At 40.7% G+C, this 21,096-nt stretch carries 19 protein-coding genes; 15 read left to right on the forward strand and 4 right to left on the reverse strand.

The genetic code is table 11. The features are described from left to right. Window positions 1–29 precede the first annotated feature (29 nt). The 3 genes from MFMK1_RS04790 to MFMK1_RS04800 form a co-directional block, all read right to left on the reverse strand. Window positions 30–764: a glucose-6-phosphate isomerase family protein gene (locus tag MFMK1_RS04790; RefSeq protein ID WP_366924008.1), complete on the reverse strand. Its 735-nt coding sequence runs from the start codon at window positions 762–764 to the stop codon at window positions 30–32. Window positions 765–930: 166 nt separating this feature from the next. Further along, window positions 931–1,089, reverse strand: coding sequence for a hypothetical protein (locus MFMK1_RS04795; protein ID WP_366924009.1), 159 nt, complete (start codon window positions 1,087–1,089; stop codon window positions 931–933). A gap of 24 nt (window positions 1,090–1,113) precedes the next feature. Beyond that, window positions 1,114–1,479, reverse strand: a complete 366-nt coding sequence (locus MFMK1_RS04800; RefSeq protein ID WP_366924010.1) for a hypothetical protein — start codon at window positions 1,477–1,479, stop codon at window positions 1,114–1,116. Between the two features lie 219 nt (window positions 1,480–1,698). Here MFMK1_RS04800 and MFMK1_RS04805 point away from each other — a divergent pair, with 219 nt between their 5' ends. The 10 genes from MFMK1_RS04805 to MFMK1_RS04850 all read left to right on the forward strand — a co-directional run bounded on the left by MFMK1_RS04805 (window position 1,699) and on the right by MFMK1_RS04850 (window position 13,812). Further along, window positions 1,699–3,594 carry a PrkA family serine protein kinase gene (locus MFMK1_RS04805; protein ID WP_366924011.1) on the forward strand — a complete coding sequence of 632 codons (1,896 nt, stop codon included), beginning with the start codon at window positions 1,699–1,701 and terminating at the stop codon, window positions 3,592–3,594. A gap of 9 nt (window positions 3,595–3,603) precedes the next feature. Then, entirely contained in the window at window positions 3,604–4,746 is a 1,143-nt protein-coding gene (yhbH, locus tag MFMK1_RS04810) for a sporulation protein YhbH (RefSeq protein ID WP_366924012.1), read from the forward strand. 77 nt (window positions 4,747–4,823) lie between these two features. Then, window positions 4,824–6,173: a SpoVR family protein gene (locus MFMK1_RS04815; protein ID WP_366924879.1), complete on the forward strand. Its 1,350-nt coding sequence runs from the start codon at window positions 4,824–4,826 to the stop codon at window positions 6,171–6,173. 329 nt (window positions 6,174–6,502) lie between these two features. Then, window positions 6,503–7,549: a tripartite tricarboxylate transporter substrate binding protein gene (locus MFMK1_RS04820; RefSeq protein WP_366924013.1), complete on the forward strand. Its 1,047-nt coding sequence runs from the start codon at window positions 6,503–6,505 to the stop codon at window positions 7,547–7,549. A 50-nt stretch (window positions 7,550–7,599) separates the two neighbouring features. After that, the gene (locus tag MFMK1_RS04825; protein ID WP_366924014.1) at window positions 7,600–8,037 is read left to right on the forward strand and encodes a tripartite tricarboxylate transporter TctB family protein; all 438 of its coding nucleotides are present in this window, start codon (window positions 7,600–7,602) and stop codon (window positions 8,035–8,037) included. A 12-nt stretch (window positions 8,038–8,049) separates the two neighbouring features. Further along, window positions 8,050–9,519, forward strand: a complete 1,470-nt coding sequence (locus MFMK1_RS04830) for a tripartite tricarboxylate transporter permease (protein WP_366924015.1) — start codon at window positions 8,050–8,052, stop codon at window positions 9,517–9,519. Between the two features lie 37 nt (window positions 9,520–9,556). Beyond that, window positions 9,557–10,213, forward strand: coding sequence for a GntR family transcriptional regulator (locus tag MFMK1_RS04835; protein WP_366924016.1), 657 nt, complete (start codon window positions 9,557–9,559; stop codon window positions 10,211–10,213). 24 nt (window positions 10,214–10,237) lie between these two features. Next, window positions 10,238–11,569 (forward strand): MmgE/PrpD family protein, encoded by a 1,332-nt coding sequence (locus tag MFMK1_RS04840; protein ID WP_366924017.1) that lies wholly within the window; start codon window positions 10,238–10,240, stop codon window positions 11,567–11,569. Window positions 11,570–11,578: 9 nt separating this feature from the next. Further along, window positions 11,579–13,021 carry an SLC13 family permease gene (locus MFMK1_RS04845; RefSeq protein WP_366924018.1) on the forward strand — a complete coding sequence of 481 codons (1,443 nt, stop codon included), beginning with the start codon at window positions 11,579–11,581 and terminating at the stop codon, window positions 13,019–13,021. A gap of 197 nt (window positions 13,022–13,218) precedes the next feature. Then, window positions 13,219–13,812: a SpoVR family protein gene (locus MFMK1_RS04850; RefSeq protein ID WP_366924019.1), complete on the forward strand. Its 594-nt coding sequence runs from the start codon at window positions 13,219–13,221 to the stop codon at window positions 13,810–13,812. Between the two features lie 224 nt (window positions 13,813–14,036). Here the strand turns inward: MFMK1_RS04850 and MFMK1_RS04855 are convergent, their stop codons facing one another. Beyond that, window positions 14,037–14,801, reverse strand: a complete 765-nt coding sequence (locus tag MFMK1_RS04855; protein ID WP_366924020.1) for a DUF421 domain-containing protein — start codon at window positions 14,799–14,801, stop codon at window positions 14,037–14,039. Window positions 14,802–15,073: 272 nt separating this feature from the next. Here MFMK1_RS04855 and MFMK1_RS04860 point away from each other — a divergent pair, with 272 nt between their 5' ends. The 5 genes from MFMK1_RS04860 (at window position 15,074) to MFMK1_RS04880 (ending at window position 21,092) form a co-directional block, all read left to right on the forward strand. After that, the gene (locus MFMK1_RS04860) at window positions 15,074–15,802 is read left to right on the forward strand and encodes a DUF421 domain-containing protein (RefSeq protein ID WP_366924021.1); all 729 of its coding nucleotides are present in this window, start codon (window positions 15,074–15,076) and stop codon (window positions 15,800–15,802) included. 89 nt (window positions 15,803–15,891) lie between these two features. Then, window positions 15,892–16,179, forward strand: a complete 288-nt coding sequence (locus MFMK1_RS04865; RefSeq protein ID WP_366924022.1) for a DUF4363 family protein — start codon at window positions 15,892–15,894, stop codon at window positions 16,177–16,179. 45 nt (window positions 16,180–16,224) lie between these two features. Next, a complete protein-coding gene (locus tag MFMK1_RS04870; protein ID WP_366924023.1) occupies window positions 16,225–16,560 on the forward strand; it encodes a hypothetical protein in 336 nt (111 codons plus the stop codon). A gap of 180 nt (window positions 16,561–16,740) precedes the next feature. After that, window positions 16,741–18,684, forward strand: a complete 1,944-nt coding sequence (locus MFMK1_RS04875) for a sigma-54-dependent Fis family transcriptional regulator (RefSeq protein WP_366924024.1) — start codon at window positions 16,741–16,743, stop codon at window positions 18,682–18,684. 266 nt (window positions 18,685–18,950) lie between these two features. Beyond that, window positions 18,951–21,092: a hydantoinase/oxoprolinase family protein gene (locus tag MFMK1_RS04880; RefSeq protein ID WP_366924025.1), complete on the forward strand. Its 2,142-nt coding sequence runs from the start codon at window positions 18,951–18,953 to the stop codon at window positions 21,090–21,092. Window positions 21,093–21,096: the final 4 nt, after the last annotated feature.

A 21,096-nucleotide genomic window follows, 5' to 3' on the forward strand; every position in this document is an offset into this window, starting at 1 on the left:
TTGGATCGTTGGAGGCCTCTTTTTGTTTGCTATTTTAAGATTTCAAAAGCTTCGGGGTTTCTGATAAAAGCATCATACAGACCTTCACCCGGCTGCATGGTTATTGGCTGTTCTAAGGAAGGTGCAGCCAACAGCTTAAGGCCTACAGAATTGCGGTAGTTTTCATTTTTTACGAATTCCCTTTTGCCATTGTCGCCCCTAATGCAGTAGTAGGCCGCGCCTCTTTTATCGGCGAAAGATTGATACAACGAAGAAAAGTTGCTTTCTATCAGGTTAGCCATCACTAACGGTTCTTCACCGGGATTAACGGTGATATGACCATAGTTGGAAGGAATATATACCTTATCGCCTTTTTTCGCCTCTACTGTCATGATTTCTTCTACTTCCCCGGCTCTGTTATTTTTTTGCAATAAATAAAGAGCTTCCCCGTTGAGAACTTCGTAGTATTCAGGAAAGGTTTCTGAAGATTGAGGCTTAAGGGGGTGGAAATGGCCGATGGTTTTAATATACTCTCGGTCAATTAAACCTGAGAGTATAATGGTAATATCATAACGGATATTATTATCCAAAAAAAGCTGGCGATCTTCCCGGTGGTGAACGCCCCGATACATATAATATAAAGGACGATCATTTAAAGGCACTGACCGATACAATACATCTCCAGCATCCTTTAACTGGCGTACTGCCGGCTGGGGTGCGTAGATATCTTCGGAAAAACTGAGCTCTCCGTTTGATAGGAGCTCAAAATCCTGTCCAAAAATCATGGAAAAGTCCTCCTGTTTAGGTAAGGTTTACTTTGCTCCTTATTATACCTCACGGTTATTAAAAATACAAAATAAGTTTTCCCTGCCCAATTTTTCACAGACTAAGCCCGGTACTCAAAGTTATAACAGTTTTTTTATCTGAGTACCGGGCCCAGCTCATTTGTACCTAGACTTGGTTGAGAGGCTGTTCACAACAATCGCCGCTTTGGGAGTAAGTGGAACCACAGGTTTCACAATAAAAGGTTCCTTGCTGCAGCATTGGTTTGCCGCAGCAAAAATCCGGCAGCCGTTTAGACTTGCCGCACGTGGTGCAGCCGTAAGCCATCAGTATCACCTCCCAGTAGGCAAGTTACTTTCCATACATCTCCCTGATGACTTGGGTAACTATGGGCCTTTCACTGTCATCCAGCATACGTTTCAAAGAGAATTCTACTACCGTGGTTAAAGAACCGTCTGGAAGTTCATAAATTTCCGACTTGACAATTTTACCAATACCGATTACCTCTTGGCTCTTGGCGATGATCAGAACTTCAAGACCCACGGGATAGACCAATTTATGTCCCTCACGAAAGAACCCTAAAATTATATTTCCGGAGGTCCTTTTCCATAATAGTAAATTCTCATTTTCATCATTTTGAATTTTCTGGCCCGGTTCTTTTGGCAATTCGTCAACCGGTAGTCGCAACAACCAAGTAAATTCAAATTTGTACCCCATTTTAAGTCACCTCTCCCTATAGCTTGAGTTTTCTCTACAATTATTATGCTTAAATTTACCATAATTTAGCCATATTTGCCACCTTTTTGGTCAAGCAGTGTACTTCTTTTTGATTTATGGCGGCATATATATTAACAAGACATACATGATACTCAAAGGGGAAAGGCCGTTAGGCCATTTAAACAATTTCCAGACTTCAGGGGCTAGGGGGGAGAATATATGGATGTCTTAGAACGATTACAGCAGTATCGCCAGCGGGAAAAAGCCTTGGCCTGGGGGGGAACCTTTGCAGATTACCTCCAATTGCTGAGAGAAAGGCCTGAGATAGGCCGGTTAGCCCATGCCAGGATATACGATATGATTGCCAGCTATGGCGTGGAACAAACCGAAAGCGGCAAACGCTATAATTTCTTTGCACCGGAAATCTTTGGCGTGGAAAAGGTCTTGGAACGACTGGTGGAAGAGTATTTTCACTCTGCTGCACGGCGCTTGGATGTGAGAAAAAGGATACTGCTGCTGATGGGACCGGTGAGCGGCGGTAAATCTACTATTGTTTCCATGATAAAAAGGGGATTGGAGCAATATACCCGCTCAGACGAAGGGGCAATTTATGCTATCAAAGGATGTCCCATGCATGAAGAACCGCTGCATCTGATACCCCGTCAGCTTCGGGAGGAATTCTCTCAGGAATACGGGGTTTACATTGAAGGAAATCTTTGTCCTGCATGCAGTTTAATGGTGGAAAAAGAATATCAAGGGCGGATAGAGAGTATCCCAGTGGAACGAATCCTTTTTTCAGAAGAGAAAAGAGTGGGGATAGGTACATTCAGTCCTTCAGATCCGAAATCCCAGGATATTGCAGACCTCACCGGCAGTGTAGACTTTTCCACCATAGCAGAGTACGGGTCAGAATCAGACCCGCGAGCCTACCGCTTTGACGGCGAACTGAATAAGGCTAACCGAGGCATTATGGAATTTCAGGAGATGCTTAAGGCAGATGAAAAGTTCCTCTATAACCTGCTCAGTTTATCTCAGGAAGGAAACTTTAAAGCTGGACGTTTTGCGCTGATATCTGCTGACGAGATGATTGTCGCTCATACCAACGAAGCTGAATACCGCGCTTTTATCAGCAACAAGAAAAATGAAGCGCTGCAATCTAGGATTATCGTATTGCCAATAACCTATAACTTAAAAGCTTCAGAAGAAGTTAAGATTTATCATAAGCTAATTGCCCAGAGCGATATGCAGGATGTGCATATCGCGCCTTATGCTTTAAAAGTTGCTGCTATGTTTTCCATACTTTCTCGTTTAAAGGAGTCTCGTAAGCAGGGGATGGATTTACTTAAGAAAATGAAGCTTTATGATGGTGAAGATGTAGAAGGATTTAAGCAAAAGGATGTTAAGGAATTGCAAGCGGAGGCAGAGGGCGAAGGTATGAGCGGCATAGACCCCCGCTATGTGATTAACCGCATCTCCAGCGCATTAATTACAAAAGACACCACATGTATCAATGCTTTGGATATTTTGCGCGCCCTTAAACATGGGCTGGATCAGCATACATCCATCAATAAAGAGGAAAAAGAAAACCTACTTAATTATTTGGCTGCAGCGCGAAAAGAATATGATGAGATGGCGAAGAAAGAGGTGCAGCGAGCGTTTGTCTATTCATACGAGGAGTCAGCCAGGACATTGTTCAACAATTATCTGGATAATGTCGAAGCTTACTGTAACGGTTATAAAGTTAAAGACCCAATTACTGACGAGGAACTTGATCCGGATGAAAAGTTGATGCGCTCGATTGAAGAGCAGATAGGGGTTTCCGAAAATGCCAAAAAAACTTTTCGTGAAGAGCTTCTGATTCGGCTGTCGAGCTACGCCCGCCAGGGTAAGTCTTTCGACTATAACTCACATGAGAGACTGCGGGAGGCAATCGAGAAAAAACTTTTTACGGACCTAAAGGACATAGTAAAAATAACTACTTCAGCGAAAACGCCCGACCCCGAGCAGTTAAAGCGTATCAATGCCGTTATGGAGCGGTTGATAGACAGCCATGGCTATTGTCATGTATGTGCCAACGAACTCTTAAAGTATGCGGGAAGTCTATTGAACAGGTAGGTGGGGGGCTTGACTGACAATCTTATTTCCAGAGACGACTGGTCCCTGCATCGTAAGGGCCGTATCGACCAGAAAAGACATCGGGAAAAGGTGAAAGATGCCATAAAAAATAATTTATCTGATTTGATAACGGATGAAGGTATTATTATTACTAAAGGTAAGAAGGTTTTGAAAGTTCCCATTCGTTCCTTGGAGGAATATCATTTTCGTTACAGTCATGAGAAAAATAAACACGGCGGTCAAGGGAATGGCAATAGCAAAAAGGGTGACGTGTTGGGAAGCGATCCTTCAGGAGGACCATCCGGAAGAGGCAAGGGGGCCGGCGACCAACCAGGAGTGGACTATTACGAAGTAGAGATGTCAGTGGAGGAATTATCGGAACTTCTGTTTGAAGAATTGGAATTACCGAACATGCAAGAAAAACAAAGCAAGGAGGTAGAGACAGAAGCATATCGTTTTACTGATGTGCGTAAAAGAGGTCTATCCGGCAATCTGGATAAAAAACGCACCATCCTAGAAAACCTGAAACGGAATGCCATGAAGGGAGAGCCAAAGATCGGGGGTATAACCCCGGAAGACTTACGCTATAAGACCTGGACCGTGCATAGGCAGTATAAATCTAATGCTGTCGTACTGGCGATGATGGATACATCGGGAAGCATGGGCAACTTTGAAAAGTACATCGCACGAAGTTTCTTCTTCTGGATGGTGCGTTTTTTAAGAACTAAGTATGAGAGTGTAGAAATAATCTTTATTGCTCATCATACCCAGGCGAAAGTGGTGACCGAGGAGGAGTTCTTTACCAAAGGTGAAAGTGGCGGGACAAAATGCTCTTCGGCATATAGTCTGGCCCTGGATTTAATTGATAAAAAGTATCCACCTGAAGAATATAACCTTTACCCCTTTCATTTCTCTGATGGTGACAACCTACCCTCAGATAATGAACTTTGCTATAAATTGGTCGCGGGTCTGCTGGAACGCTGTAATATGTTTGGCTATGGTGAAATTGTTAATCCCTACTATCGCAGCAGTACTCTGCTCAATACCTTTAAATCCGTCTCTGCAGACAATTTTAAGGCAGTGACAATAAAGGATAAGAATGAAGTGTTTTCCGCTTTAAAAGCATTTTTCAGCAGAAAAGATAGAGATTAATTCAATCTTTTCTGAAGGGGGAGCTTGACTTGAATGATAGTTTAGTGCTTAATACGTTGGAACAAGCAACGGAAGATATGGTAAAACTGGCCAAGGCATTTGGCCTTGATTTTTTTCCCATGCGGTTTGAATTAGTGCCTGCAGAGATTATTTATACTGTAGGTTCATATGGAATGCCCACTCGTTTTTCCCACTGGTCTCACGGCAAGGCATTTCATCGTTTGAAGATGCAGTACGACTACAACCTCAGCCGAATTTACGAGTTGATCATTAATTCCGATCCGAGTTATGCATTTTTATTGGAAGGCAATTCCACTATCCAAAATAAAATGGTTATTGCCCATGTGCTGGCTCACAGTGATTTTTTCAAAAACAATTCATATTTTCAAAAAACTTCTCGCAAAATGACAGAGACTATGGCGTGTAACGCCGCTCGGATAGAAGAATATGAGCAGCAGTACGGTCATCACGAAGTGGAGACATTTCTCGATGCCGTTTTGTCAATCCTTGAACATATTGACCCCAGGCACCACATTGGTGAAAAAAAAGAAGAGGCCCCTATCCCTAAAGTGACAGAGTACGATGATTTGTTTGCTTTGGGCAAAACAGCTTCCGATGTAAGCAAATTAAGCCGGCAAATAAAGCAGTTTCCTTCGCAGCCCGACAAGGACCTGATAGCATTTATTGCCCGAAATGCTCCCGGATTGGAAGATTGGCAGCGGGATATCCTCTGGATGCTGCGAGAGGAGATGCTTTATTTCTGGCCCCAAGTGGAGACAAAAATCATGAACGAAGGCTGGGCAACGTTTTGGCACCTACGTATCATGCGGGGGATGGATTTAACAGAAGACGAAGCAGTAGAATTTTCTAAGATGAACAGCAATCTGGTACTTCCATCACGTGCCTCTATAAACCCATATCATCTCGGCCTGGCCATTTTTGAAGATATTTACAAGCGATGGGATAAACCTTCAGCGGAAGAAACATTAAAATACGGCCGCCGTCCTGGTTTGGGTATGGAAAAAATCTTTCAGGTAAGGGAAACAGAAAACGACGGCTCTTTCCTGCGTAACTACCTTACTGAAGAATTAGTAGAAGAACTAGACCTTTACCTTTACAAAAAAGTAGGTCACGAATGGCAGGTGGTGGAGACTGACTGGGAAGAAGTGAGGGACGGCTTAATAAACAGCATCATGAATGGAGGCCACCCCTACCTCGAAGTGGAAAACGGTGACTATTGCGGCTCGGGGGATCTGTTGATAAATCACTGCTTCGAGGGGCAGGAATTAGATATAGCGTACCTTGAAAAAACCCTTCCCCACGTCTATCTCCTCTGGGGGAAACCGGTACATCTTAAGACGGTAATAGAAGGGAAACACGTGAAATTTTCATACGACGGAAAGAAAAACAGCCGCCAGCTGCTTTGAGTAGTTGGTGGCTTTTTCTATACTAAGCTAGATATGGGTAATCATTTGATGATTAATTCGTAAGTGCTGGTGCACTTTATATAAATAGTCGGTTTTAGTCAATCTATGGTAGTGTCAGCCCACCAAAAGTTATAAAGTGGTATACCAAAAAAAATACATAATTATATTACCTTGAGATAGCATAAAAAAAAATATCTAAATAACCTTTAAAATAAAGGCTATTTAGAAGTATATAAATAATATTCTAAATATTTCATATATTTTTTATATTGAAATATATTGCAAAATGGTATACAATAAATGCAATAAATGGAAAAGGAGAGATTTGCATGAAATTGGGCAAAATTTTTGTTTTGTTGCTAATGATTGGGGTACTAATATTCGCGTTAACAGCTTGTTCTTCATCGACGGCCGCTAAAGAAGAAAAAAATTCTGCAAAAGAAGATCAAAACCAAACTCAACAGGCTGAAGAAAAGGAAACTACTTATCCGAATAAATCTATCAAGATTATTGTTCATACCAGTCCCGGAGGGCCTACTGACACCATGGTCCGTAAATTGGCGGAGGTCACGGAACCCATTTTGGGTCAATCAATTGTAGTAGAAAATAAAAAAGGTGGTAGCGGAGCGGCTCAGATGGCGGCCTTAAAATCTTCTGATTCAGAGGGTTATACTTTGGCGTCAATCACACCTACACATGTTGGAGCATGGAATAGCAGTCTAAAGGGTCAATTTGGTCCAGAGGATTTTGCATTTGTCACTAGAGTACAATTGGATCCATATATTGTAGTTGTTAATGCCGAAAGTCAATTTCAAACTCTAGAAGAATTGATCTCTTATATGAAGGAGCATCCGGGTGAATTAAAAGTCGCTGGATATGGTGCTGTAGGATCGGGACATAATGTTGCATGGAATATATTTGCCGATGCTGCTGGCGTGGAAGCAGTATGGACTAATTACGAAAGTACAAGCGATGCGGTTACTGCTTTGTTAGGAAACCATGTGGATATCGCAAATTCTAATCCCGGCAAAGTAAGTCAGTATGTTGAGGCCGGTCAATTAAGAGTCTTAGGGGTATTTAATGATAAGAGACTGGAAGCAATGCCTGATGTGCCCACATATAAGGAAGCGGGAGTACCCGTAAATGTGGATTGGGCTCAGTTTAGGGGTATTTATACAAATGCGGGTGTACCTGAAGAGGTACTGCAAACATTAAGTGACGCATTTTTAGAGGCAATGCATACTGAGGAGTTCCAGGAATACATGAAGGACTCGCAAAAAGAATATGGAGATATGGATTATAAAGAATTTACCGAATTTATAAACGCGCAGATGAAAATTAATAACGATTGGCTGGTTAAATTAGGCATCAATTAGAGAATTTAGGGGACTTGTATAGTCCCCCCTCTTTTGGAGGAGGACTTTTAATGAAGCTAAAGAACAGTGAAATAGTTTCGGGGGTAATGTCTATAGGGATTGCTTTATGGTTTATTTTAAAGGCCCAAGCATTCCCGGACTCTCTGAACAAAGCAGATGTTGGGCCAGCTGCCTTCCCGGTAGTAACAGCTGTTTTGGTAATAATTTTTGCTACATCAATTATCATAAAAGCAGTAATAATGAGAACAGACGATTATTCGGTGACTATCAAAAGAGGAAAAAACATTCTGGCTTCTATAATTGTTATTTTGTTGTATGTAGCTCTACTGCCGCACCTTGGTTTTTATATTGCAACGGCTATTGCTTTTCCTATATTGCTTTTGTTAGCCAGTGAATCCAAATTGAAAATGATAATTACCGTTACCTTAGTGTTCGAAGCATTTGCATTTTTCATATTTGAAACAATGCTCAAGGTACCATTGCCATAAAGGAGGGATTAAATGGTCGAGAATTTATTAATGGGTTTCGGAGAAGTCCTTCAATTTCAACACTTTATGGGATTACTAATTGGTGTTATGATTGGATATTTTATTGGATCAATGCCAGGTTTAACTCCGAGTATTGGGATTGCTTTATTAATTCCTTTTACATTTACTATGCAACCTGTAATGGCAATGATTATAATTGTTTCATTGTATATGGCGGCTGAATATGGTGGGGGAATTACGGCCATTTTGCTAAATGCCCCTGGTACACCTGCTGCCGCAGCTACAGCATTTGATGGATATCCTATGACACAGAATGGGGAAGCAGCCAAGGCGTTAACGATTTCAATTATCGCTTCTTCAATTGGAGCGGTAACTAGTTCTATTCTATTGATCTTTACGGCTGTTCCTATGGCCAGTTTTGCATTAAAGTTTGGACCGACGGAATACTTTGCATTGGCTATCTTTGGGTTAAGTTTAGTAAGTTCATTAAGTAGAGAATCTTTATTAAAGGGCATTCTTAGTATGCTGCTGGGGTTACTTTTTGTAACAATAGGTTTAGACCCGGTTATGGGTACACCGCGCTACGTATTTGTGAACGATTTGTTTGAGGGAATACCATTTTTACCAGCTTTAATAGGTTTATTTGCGCTTTCGGAAGTTTTTTACCTTATGGAAGATGTAAAGACTAGGCCGCCAAAGGCAGAGAAGGTAAAAGGGCTGGGGGCGCCATTAAGTACTTTTAAACAAATGTGGGTAACTTTAGTACGTTCGTCCATTCTTGGATATGTAATCGGCGTTATTCCGGGAGCAGGTACAACAATCGCGTCGCTAGTTAGTTATAACGAGGCTAAAAGAGTTTCTAAAAACAGTGAAACATTTGGAAAAGGTAACCCTGAAGGAATTGCTGCTTCGGAAGCTGCAAATAATGCGGCGGTTTCGGGGGCCTTTGCTCCATTATTGGCATTGGGTATTCCTGGATCGGCCAGTGCTGCCATAATAATCGGAGCGCTGACAATTCAAGGGGTTCAACCAGGCCCTATGTTGTTTTCAAAAAACCCTGAAATTCCCTATTCCATTTTTGCGGCATTGTTAATAGCAACACCAATAATGTTAGCTGTGGGCCTGGGAGGCATTCGTTTATGGTCTCGTGTTGTATTAATTCCCAAAAGGATTTTAGCGGTATTTGTTTTTGGCATATCTGTATTAGGGGCGTACGCTTATAGTAATACAATGTTCCCGGTCTGGGTAATGATACTCTTTGGACTTATGGGATATGGGTTAAGAAAGGCAAAATTTCCTACAACCCCCATGGTTTTGTCCTTGGTTCTAGGTTTCATGATGGAAACTAACTTCAGGAGGGCAATTACCATAAGTGATGGGGAACTATTATTCTTTCTATCCCGCCCGATAACCTTGACTTTATTAATCTTATCTTTGGTTACTTTATTTGTGCCGATTATTCAAAACCTCAGAAGTAAATAAAGCATAACTAAGAGCTTTTAACGTAATGGAGGTTAAAATGAAATTAGAAAAAGATATAAAAACAGATATGGTATTTGAATATTTATATAACGGTATTATATCAGGGGAATTGCAGTTTGGTCAGATGCTGACTGAAAGGGAGATAGTAAGTAAGCTTGGAGTAAGCAGAACTCCTGTGCGCGAGGCTTTAAGACGTCTTGAAAAGTTTGGTTTGGTGGAAACCGAACCCCACAAAGGGGTAAAAGTAATTACTATAACTAAACAGCGCGTAATAGATCTATATAGATTTAGGGAAGTACTTGAAGGTCTGGGAGCCAAATTAATAGCAGAAACAAGGGATAAAAAAGTGATAGATAAGTTAAAAGTTTTTTTAGACGATGCTGAGAAGGCTATAGAATTGGGTGACATCAAAGAACTCTCTAAGATCAATAACGAGTTTCATATGGAAATAGCTAAAACAGCTAATAATAGTTACTTGTTTAGTGCTATTAAAACATTACAGTCTCACATTCATTTAGTTATGACCACGACGCTTTCAAATAAGAAACGTCCGTTGGAAAATATTAAAGAACATAAATTAATTCTTGATGCAATTTTAAGCTGGGACCCGGAGTTTGCAGAAGCGGTTATGAAGGCGCACGTAAGAAAATCCTATAAAACAGCGTTAAAAGAATTTGGCCTAACGGAACAATAAATTAAGCTGAGAGGGGAAAAGAGGATGCAGACTAAAGTATTAGTTGATAATATATTAAATACTCGATATGAAGATATTCCAGTAGAGGTTATAGAACATGCAAAAAAAAGTATTCTCAACTGGATGGGGGTAGCCATTGGCGCTGCTTATCACCCTTCAGTAGATATGGTGTTAGAATTGAAAAAGGATTTAAACTCGGGTGAACAAGTGTCTGTATTTGGTCGTAGCGAAAGAGTAGATTTACTACTAGCAACATTAATTAATGGAATGTCATCGCATATATTTGATTTTGATGACACACATCTGGACACCATAAATCATCCAAGTGCTCCTGTGGCCCCGGTAGTGTTTGCTTTAGGAGAATGGTACGATGTTAGTCCTAAGAAACTGCTAAAAGCATTTATACTGGGGGTGGAAGCAGAGTTAAGGATCGGTAATGTAGTTTACCCGAGTCACTATGACCTAGGGTGGCATATCACTAGCACAACCGGTGTATTTGGTGCTGCAACTGCTGCGGGCATACTGCTGGATTTAGATGCTGAAGAGCTGCTAAACGCATTCGGTATAGCAGGTACACAGGCAAGTGGTTTAAGAGAAATGTTTGGAACAATGACGAAACCGTTTCATCCTGGTAAAGCAGCTCAGAACGGTTTGTTAGGGGCACTGCTTGCGAAGAAAGGTTTTACGAGCTCTAAACAGGTCTTAGAGGCCAAAAGAGGATTCGCTTCAGTCCTCGCCACCGAATACGATCTTTCCCGTCTTAACGAAAATTGGGGAAAACAGTGGGAACTACTTAAAAATAGTTTTAAGCCATATGCTTGTGGTATTGTATTACATCCTTCTATAGACGCTTGCATTAAACTTAGGGAATATGCAAAGCCGGAAGTTGTCAAACAAATAGAAGTTAATGTTAATCCATATGTATTGGAATTGACCGGTAAACCTACTCCAAAGACAGGATTGGAAGGAAAGTTTAGTATCTATCATTCAGCGACAATTGGTTTTCTAGAAGGTAATGCCGGGGAAGATCAGTATCAGGACGAAGTGGTGTTACGACCAGATGTGGTATCATTCCGCGCCAAGATCAAGCCTCGGGTAAATAGTAACTTAAGAGAAGACGAAGCAGTAGCGAAAATAATCTTTAATGATGGAAGTGAAAAGTCCGTAACGGTGACGCATGCGACTGGAAGTATAAATAACCCAATGACACAAGAACGACTTAATCTAAAATTCAGTCAATTAACACATAAGATTTTAGACGAAGAAACTATAGAACGGCTAATCAAAAAGGTAATGGATTTTGAAAATGTTGTCACAGTTAAAGAGGTAATTAATTTATCTACGGTTAGTCAGTAGGTTGAAACTGTGGGAAATATTGAATTTAATGTTAAGCCCTATAAAGGACCAAAAACTAGAAGAACAGCAAAAATATTATTTGTGCTAGCCGCTATAACGTTTCTTATATTTTCACCCTTCCTGGGTGCACCTAAGCATATGGGAAGTAACGGAATGCCTGCATTAGCCTTATTTTTGTTGAGCGTGGCTCTATGGGGGACAAAGCTAATTCCTCCTGCAATAACTAGTATGATTGTTATTGTAATGTCTCCATTATTGGGTATTTTGGACTTCAAAGCTGTCGCTGGTGGGTTAGGGAATGAAGTGATATGGCTGATTATTGCAATGTTGATGATGGGGACAGCTATGGAGGAACATTCGGTCGATAAAAGAATTGCTTATAATATATTGATTGCTGCTAGGGGTAGTGTGAGAAAGACCGTGGTTCTCTTTATTGTTACTTCTTTTGTTTTGACATTTTTCATACCTAATGCGATGGGGCGGGTTTCTGTTCTGTTACCTATTGCCATCGGGTTGGTTAAGTGTATTGATAGTCGCTATGGCAATGTACATAAGCTTATTATGCTGACGATTACTTTTGTACCGTATATTACTACGATTAGCTTAATTACCAGTGCGGGTGGTTCTATTTATGCTGCGGGTCTCTTCAATTCGCTTTTGGGGTTTGAATGGAACTATTTTGGTTGGATGCTTCTGATGCTGCCGATTGTTTTCGCCACTTTAATTTTATTCGGCATCACATTGGTACGTATGTTCCCACCAGAAATATCTATTATTAACGGTAATCTGGGTTATTTCTATGAAGAAAGAAGGAAATTAGGATTTATTTCTTTTTCAGAAATAAAGCTGCTAGTGTTATATCTTATGTTATTTATTTTATGGGTGACAAAGGGCATTACTCACATGTCAATTGCTATGTCAGCAGTCTTAGTTTCAATTTTGCTATTTTTACCGGGTATTAATATACTAGAATGGAAAAGTACAGTAAAAAAAATAGACTGGGGTATACCTTTTATTTTTGCTGCCGGTTTTGCAATTGCAAATACCCTGGAAAGGGGTGGCGTAATCCAATGGATATTTTATGGAAAACGGTATGTAGAAACGTTACCTGTGTCTGGTCTCGTTTTGGTGACAATGTTGGGATTTATCCTTATTCGCATTGGTTTCACCAACTACACTGCAATGGTGGCGGCCTTTTTACCCGTGGCGTTTAAATTAGCTGAAGGTGCTTCCTATAATCCCATCTGGTTTGGAATGGTATGTACCATAGCCAGCAGTATTGGATACTTACTACCCTCCCAAACAGTTGGAGGAATGACAGTTTTCGCACTGGGCTTTTATGATATGAAAGACTTTTTTGTCACGGGGTTTATTTTAACAATAATTATTATGGTTGTTACGTTATTAGCGGCATTTTTCTACTGGCCGTTAATGGGATTAAATGTCTACTAGCTATGCCAATCCAAGCATCTAAATCTACGTCTAAATTTAAGTTTTGTTCAATAAAAATAGCGTGTAGACCTATATGTTAATGCCTTTTTTTTCAAAGCCTAGGCTCAAGTAGCTTTCGATATTTGTCAAGGATTTTTTAAGCACCTTTATTGAACGAAGGTTGGGCAACGTTTTGGCACCTACGTATCATGCGGGGGATGGATTTAACAGAAGACGAAGCAGTAGAATTCTCTAAGATGAACAGCAATCTGGTACTCCCATCACGTGCCTCTATAAACCCATATCATCTCGGCCTGGCCATTTTTGAAGATATTTACAAGCGATGGGATAAACCTTCAGCGGAAGAAACATTAAAATACGGCCGCCGTCCTGGTTTGGGTATGGAAAAAATCTTTCAGGTAAGGGAAACAGAAAACGACGGCTCTTTCCTGCGTAACTACCTTACTGAAGAATTAGTAGAAGAACTAGACCTTTACCTTTACAAAAAAGTAGGTCACGAATGGCAGGTGGTGGAGACTGACTGGGAAGAAGTGAGGGACGGCTTAATAAACAGCATCATGAATGGAGGCCACCCCTACCTCGAAGTGGAAAATGGTGACTATTGCGGTTCAGGTGATCTCTTGATAAACCATTGTTACGAGGGCCAGGAATTAGACCTTGCCTACCTTGAAAAAACCCTTCCCCACGTCTATCTCCTCTGGGGAAAGCCGGTACATCTAAAGACGGTAATAGAAGGAAAGCACGTGAAATTTTCATATGACGGCAAGAAAAACAGCCGCCAGCTGCTCTGATGCAGTTGGTGGCTTCTCTGTTACAGCCAAAGTACCAATCAGTTTTAAAAACCCCCAAGCTTATTTTTACGTATTTTTGCATAATCGTATTTTTACGGATTGTTTTAATGAGGGTATGTGAATTCTGCCAGAAAAATAAAGCGACTACTTGGCGGAAGAAATGATTATTCCGCTAAAGATCATAGGCGTAAATACGGCCCCGCACTGTTTCTACTAGAAAACCGTCAAATTCGTATTCTTCTAAAAAAAGCATACAAGGACTTTAGAGGTTTCACCGGTATCATTGCGGGCGGGGTTGTTTTAACTGTTCCATAGTGAACACCCTGGCGAGAGAATATTTCCAATTCTTTGCTTTTCTCTGCGACAAAGGCGTAGATAATATCTTGGAGCTTGATGGATTTTTTCCTCAGTTGTTGCTTAAGCCATTGTTCCGATTTGCTAACTAATTCTAAATTCTTTCGCTGCACTTGACCGTCAACGACGACAGCAATAGGCAAGCCTGAGTCTTTTATAGAAATGCCTAGATGTCCCACGGTTACTGGAGTATTTTCCACCTTTGGCACAATGCTGAGCTCACCAATTGGTTCTAGGACTGCATAGTCAACGTCTGAAACTTTGGGGTATCCTTTACTGCGTAGGATTGATAATAGTTGACTCACGGAAATAGAGGTCTTTTCCAAATTATCTTCAATGATTCTACCGTCCTGTATAAGCAAGGTGGGTTCACCTAAAAATAGACTTTTACCAATAGAGGCTAATGTTAATTTGGAAAAAATTATATGTAACGCTGTAAGTATTGCTAGAGCAAAAATTGTCGGCAAAAAATTTTCGCTTATTAAAGGCTCAGATACCACTGTACCGATTATAATAATAGCTAATAAGTCGTACGGTGTCATTTGTACGATTGTTGACTTACCCAGTAATCGCATAATAGCGATACCGATTAAATAAAGTGCCATCGACTTAACAGCAATCATCAAATATATCACAGCTAAATCAACCTCTGTAAGTTAGTTAGAAATTAATATTTCGAGATGCTTCAGCGTAGGAATCCCTGTGTTGGTACTCCCCCGAACACTTAAACACCTCTGTATTAATTATTCTTTATATCTGCAGCAATTAATATTCGATACCACCATTGTCTTTTTCTGATCTCGTTTTTAAAAAAAGATGTGAGCAAATAAAATTATTAAAGAATACCATTAGTTATGGTAACTAATAATAAATTATGAAAGCAAGGATTTTTAAAGGAGGCTGTACATTGTCTGAATGGTTAGTTGAATTAGTCAGAGGTTTAATTGCATTTTTCACACTTCTCATTTTTGCTCGTGTTCTGGGTAAGCAGCAAATAAGCCAGCTTACATTTTTTGATTACGTTCTTGGGATTACCATTGGATCAACAGCATCGTCTCTTACGACTGACCTGACCAGCAAGGCTTTTCCCCATTGGATCGGGCTTATAACTTGGATTGGGTCTGCTCTTGCTCTTCAGATAATAACCTTAAAATGGCGAACCGCTTCTAAATATATTGACGGGGAACCAACCGTCGTTGTAATGAACGGGCAAATCATGGAAGATACAATGGCACGGATGCGGTATAGAGCGACCGATCTCTTAGAGCAATTGAGAAACAAAGGAGTTTTTGACTTGGGTCAAGTGGAATTTGCGGTGCTGGAGACCAACGGCAAACTCTCCGTACAGAAAAAGTCCCAATACCAGCCGGTTACTCCTAAGGATTTGAATTTACCAACTCAATATAAAGGATTAAGCACGGAACTTATTTACGATGGAGTGGTGATTGAGCAAAACTTGAGAGGCTTTAATTTAGATCGCATTTGGCTAACAGACCAACTTAAGAAACAAGGAATAAATAGCGAAGAAGAAGTTTTTCTCGCTTTAATAGATACGGGCGGGCAGCTTTACATCGACAAATATAGCGACCATGTTAAAAAGCTAACTGATGTTAGTGATTATCCAGGTGCTAATTAGGGGGTAATTTTATCAAAAAGCTTACAGCGTTCTTAATACCAATCTTTATATTCGGTATTTTCTTTATTGTCCTGCAATCTACCACTATAATGAAAAAACCGTTTAACCAGTTTCAAGAAATTGACCAATTAATCATAGAAATTGGTAGCGACATATCATCCGAAAAATGGTCCGAAGCCAAAAGTCAAACTGAAAGTTTAGAAGTGGAATGGAAAAGAATTGTTCCCAAAATACAGTTTAGTTCAGAAAGGGATAATATTACTTCAATTACAAGAAACATTGCAAGATTAAAAGGTGCGATTGACGCCAAAGATAAGAGTGGTGCGCTACAAGAAATCTCTGAAGCGAAAAGCAATTGGCAGGATATCGGGAAGTGACGAGATGTTTAAAGCATTACTTTAACTATCTCACTAAAGGAGTTGGTGGAGGAATTAGACCTTTACCTCTATAAAAAGGTGGGCCACGAATGGCAGGTAGTTGAGACCGACTGGGAAAAGGTCCGGGATGGCTTGATTAACAGCATCATGAACGGAGGTCACCCCTTTCTTGAAGTAGAGAACGGCGACTACTCAGGCTCCGGGGATCTTTTGATAAATCACCGCTTTGAGGGACAGGAATTGGATATAGCGTACCTTGAAAAAACCCTTCCCCACGTCTATCTCCTCTGGGGGAAACCGGTACATCTTAAGACGGTAATAGAAGGGAAACACGTGAAAGTTTCATACGACGGTAAGAAAAACAGCCGCCAGCTGCTTTGATGCAGCTGGTGGTATTTTATATTGAGGTATCGTAAATTGATATCCAGTTCAAACCGGTGCTTAGCAATGTAGCTTTTAAAAAGGGAAATACTAAAAAATAAAATTGTCTGAATATTCTTAAACTAAAGTCAATAACATGTTATAATATATATGCGGAATCAGCAGGGAGGTATTTTGAAAATGCATCTTTTCGCGTTGTCAGAAAACAATATTGATCGGACGGTACGCAACATACAATCAGCGTGGAATAGTATGGTCAGCAGAAATTTACTTTATAGGGAACAAATAAGACCTATAATTGCTGAGTCGTGGGGGCGCTGTCTTAAACAGGGTGTTTCCTTTGAAAAGCAACAGGCACCTGTACCGATGAACAAAGCTATGCTTGATGCACGCAGGACAAACAGCGCCAAACTGCTTGAAATATCCCAACCTGTATTGGAACAACTATATAAGTGGAATAAAGGATTAGGTTTTCTGGTGGCTCTATCGGATACGGAGGGACTTTTATTAGAAGTACTAGGCGATAGTGATGTTTTGGAACAGGCCAGCCGAAATAACTTTGTTATTGGTGCCGATTGGAGTGAGGAAGGTGCCGGAACCAATGCTGTAGGTACCTGTGTAACTACAAAGCAGCCCATTCAAGTCTTAGCAGCTGAACACTTTTGTGTCGGGTGGCAGGATTGGACATGTTCGTGTGCGCCTATTCGGGATCCCTTTACAGGGGCTATCTTGGGCACACTAGATATATCAGGAGCCATAAACAGTGTTCATGCGCATAATCTTAGTCTCGTTGTTAGCTCCGCTACAGTAATAGAACAGAACTTAAGACAGTGGCAGTTATATATAAACCAGCGAAATTACAATCTGTTGGTGGATAAGGATGAAGAAGGTTTAATAATAGTTGACAAAGCCGGGAAACTATCAACGTGTAATTCTCATGTAAAGAATTTATTAAATGATGTAAGTGATGCTGGAGTAGGGGATTTTTTGGACCTCCCCATAATCCAGGAGAAGTGGCAGCATGTGCAGATGGGATCCGCGGTAGTTGAAGATGAAATCAAAATTAACGGACATTGGCTAAAGGTGAGCTGTGTTCCAATTAAGTACGGCAATATTAGTACAGGTACCATTATTATTATTAAAGATGGCTATAAGAGAAAAACAATTGGTTTTGAAAGTGTCAAAGAACCTGAAGAATTTATAGCAAAGGTTAGTTTTGCATCCTTAAAGACCAAAGCCGATAATATGAAGGAAGTGTATAAATTAGCAAAGGTTGCGTCAAGGAACCAAGCCCATGTCCTTTTATTGGGGGAAAGTGGAACCGGTAAAGAGGTATTGGCTCGTGTCATACATAATGAGGGAACTCAACGGGGACCATTTATTCCATTAAACTGCGGTGCTATTTCAAAAGAGTTACTTGAAAGTGAACTGTTTGGTTATGTACAGGGGGCATTTACCGGTGCTTCAAAAAAAGGGAAAAAAGGTAAATTTGAATTGGCGGCGGGTGGTACTTTATTTCTAGATGAAATAGGTGAAATGCCATTAGATATGCAGGTAGCATTACTTAGAGTTTTAGAAGAAAAAAACATTTATCCTGTAGGTGGCGAAAAGCCCATTCCAATTTGCTGTAGGATAATAGCAGCAACCCAGAAGGATTTATTTAAGGAAGTAAATGAGGGGAATTTTAGAGCGGATCTGTTTTACAGATTAAATATTCTAACCATAGACATCCCTCCGTTACGGGAACGGAAATCGGATATTCTTATGCTAGCAGAACTATTTCTAAAAAGTCTTCAACGAAACCCTGAGGCATTGGATCCTAAAATAAATGATTTCTTCTTAAAATATTCTTGGCCGGGCAACGTAAGGCAGTTAAAAAATGTGCTTGAACGACTAGTCTATTTGAGTCAGGGTTCCCGGATGAAACCGGAAATGCTGCCAAAGGAAGTGCTTCAAGAGTATAGCCAATCGCCTTGTGGCAACAGTCATGAGGGGGAACAGGAAAAGGATTTAATCCTAAATGCGTTAAAAGAGTCAGATTATAATCGTAGTAAAGCAGCAGAGACACTAGCAATTTCCCGAAGTACATTATATAGAAAACTGAAAAAGTACCGTTTAAGTTAGCGAGATTACCTAAGGTAATCTCGCTTTTGCTGTGGTGTGTCATGACACAAGTGACCCATGGGACAATTATTGACACAACTTAAAAGCATACTTTCAGCTAAAATATATTACTGTTCGGCGAATGGTAAAATAGCTTAGTCAAAGGCAAAATTTCAAGAGCGAAAAGACAATTTAAAAAAATTAAATATTCAGATAATTGGCATTAATGTTGCTTTAAAGTATATTACCGGCCGGTAACAAATTAAAAAAAAGGAGGGTAATGATTAATGCCCAAAAAAGCAAAAGTTTTAGCTATTGATGCTGGAGGTACAATGACAGATACCTTCATCATTGATGAAAACGGTGAATTTGTAGTGGGTAAGGCGCAGACTACACCTGACGATGAGGCACTCGGTTTTGTGAATTCAGTTAAGGATGCTCTGAAAATTTGGGATATTAGCTCCGACCAGGCATTTTCCACAATGGTCTCCGGGACTTATTCCGGAACAGCTATGCTTAACAGATTACTGGAGAGAAAAGGGCGTGAAATAGGTTTGATTGTTTCAATGGGGCAGGAAGATTATTTACGCATGGAGCGGGGGTTACAGACCTACCTTGGTTATTCGTATGCTGACCGGCTCCATTTGGCAACGCATCGTCATAATGAACCATTGGTTCCGCGTGAAAGAATTCGCGGAGTAACGGAGCGTATTGACTTATTTGGTGATGTGATTATTCCGCTGTATGAGCATGAAGCTAAACAGGTCATCAAAGAACTGTTAGATGAAGAAATTGACTACCTATGTGTTAACCTTCTTTATTCGTACCGTAATCCCGTTCACGAAAAGCGGATAAAAGAAATTGCTGCTGAAGTATTCGAAGAAGTAGGCAAATCCGTACCGCTGTTTCTTTCTTCAGACTTATACCCTGTACGGGGTGATTATGGTAGATTAAACACTTTGTTGGTAGAAGCCTATGCGGCGGAACCGTCTCGCGACCAGCTTAACAAAGTAGACCAGGCAAGTAAAAAATTAGGGGCAAATTATGAGACTCGAGTAATGGCATCTCACGGAGGTACTATTGGAATTGAGGCCAAGCAACTAGCACGGACGCTCGTATCCGGTCCAATCGGGGGTGTAGTGGGGGCCAAGTACTTGGCTGACAAATTGCTCAGCAAAAATGTGGTATGCACCGATATAGGCGGAACCAGTTTTGACCTTGCGCTAATTACCAACGGCGAATATCAGATAAAAAATAACCCTCAAATAGCGAGGTTTGTATTAAATTTACCTTTGGTGCAAATTGATTCCCTCGGTGCAGGTACAGGAACTTTTATTCGCGTAAACCCCAACAGTAATCGGATTGAATTAGGACCCGATAGTGCTGGAGCCAAAATTGGTGTGGCTTATGAGGAGGGCGGGGTTCAAATTCCCACTGTTTCTGATTGTAATTTAATTCTTGGCTATTTGAACCCGGATAACTTCCTTGGTGGAGAAGTAAAGCTAAATAAAGAAAAAGCATACAAAGCCATAAAAGAGCAGGTTGCAGATAAACTTGGTTTAGATCCTTACGTTGCGGCAGAAGGGGTAATTAGACTTTTTGAAGACTCCCTCAAAAATCAAGTAATTGCTATGGTGCTAGGCAAGGGATATGCCCCGGTAAATTACACTATGCTTTCTTATGGTGGAGGTGGACCTCTTCATACAGCCGGATATACTGAGGGATTAAATTTTGAAGATGTTTTGGTTCCGGCTTGGGCAGCAGGTTTTTCTGCGTTTGGCTGTGCCTGCGCTGATTTTGAATATCGTTATGATAAAACGGTTGACCTTGGTATTGCTGGCGTAGCTGGTGCTGAGCCTGTGAAAGTATTGGGGGCTCTCAATGTTGCCTGGGCGGAGTTGAGAGATAAAGTAAAGAAGGAATTTGAGAAGAGTTCAGTGGATACTTCGGCAATAAAATACAAGCATTACGTCAGGATGCAGTATCAAGGACAGCTTAATGACCTTGAGATTAACTGTCGGGTAGGCGAAATAGAAACTGTAGAACAGTTGGAACAAATTGTTGCCGACTTTGAAGAAAGTTATGGTAAGACTTATGCGAGATCGGCCAAATCCCCGGAACTGGGCTATCTTATTACCACTGCTGTGGTGAAAGGGGTAGTTGATGTGGAAAAACCGATGCTGCCTGAGGAGGCCCTAACCTCAGAACAGCCTCCTGCAGAAGCAAGTAAAGGTCAGAGAGATGTCTATTGGCGTGGTAAATGGGTTAAAGGAGATATCTGGGATATGGATTTACTTAAACCTGGGAATAAACTTTCGGGTATGAGTATTGTTGAATCCCCATCTTCCACTTTTGTCATTCCCTGTGGCAGAGTCGCTTATCTTGATAAGCATCGAATTTTTCACTTAAAAACAGAAGAAAAAATATAAAGGG

This window comes from Metallumcola ferriviriculae (assembly GCF_035573695.1).
GTDB classification, from domain to species: Bacteria; Bacillota; JADQBR01; order JADQBR01; family JADQBR01; genus Metallumcola; species Metallumcola ferriviriculae.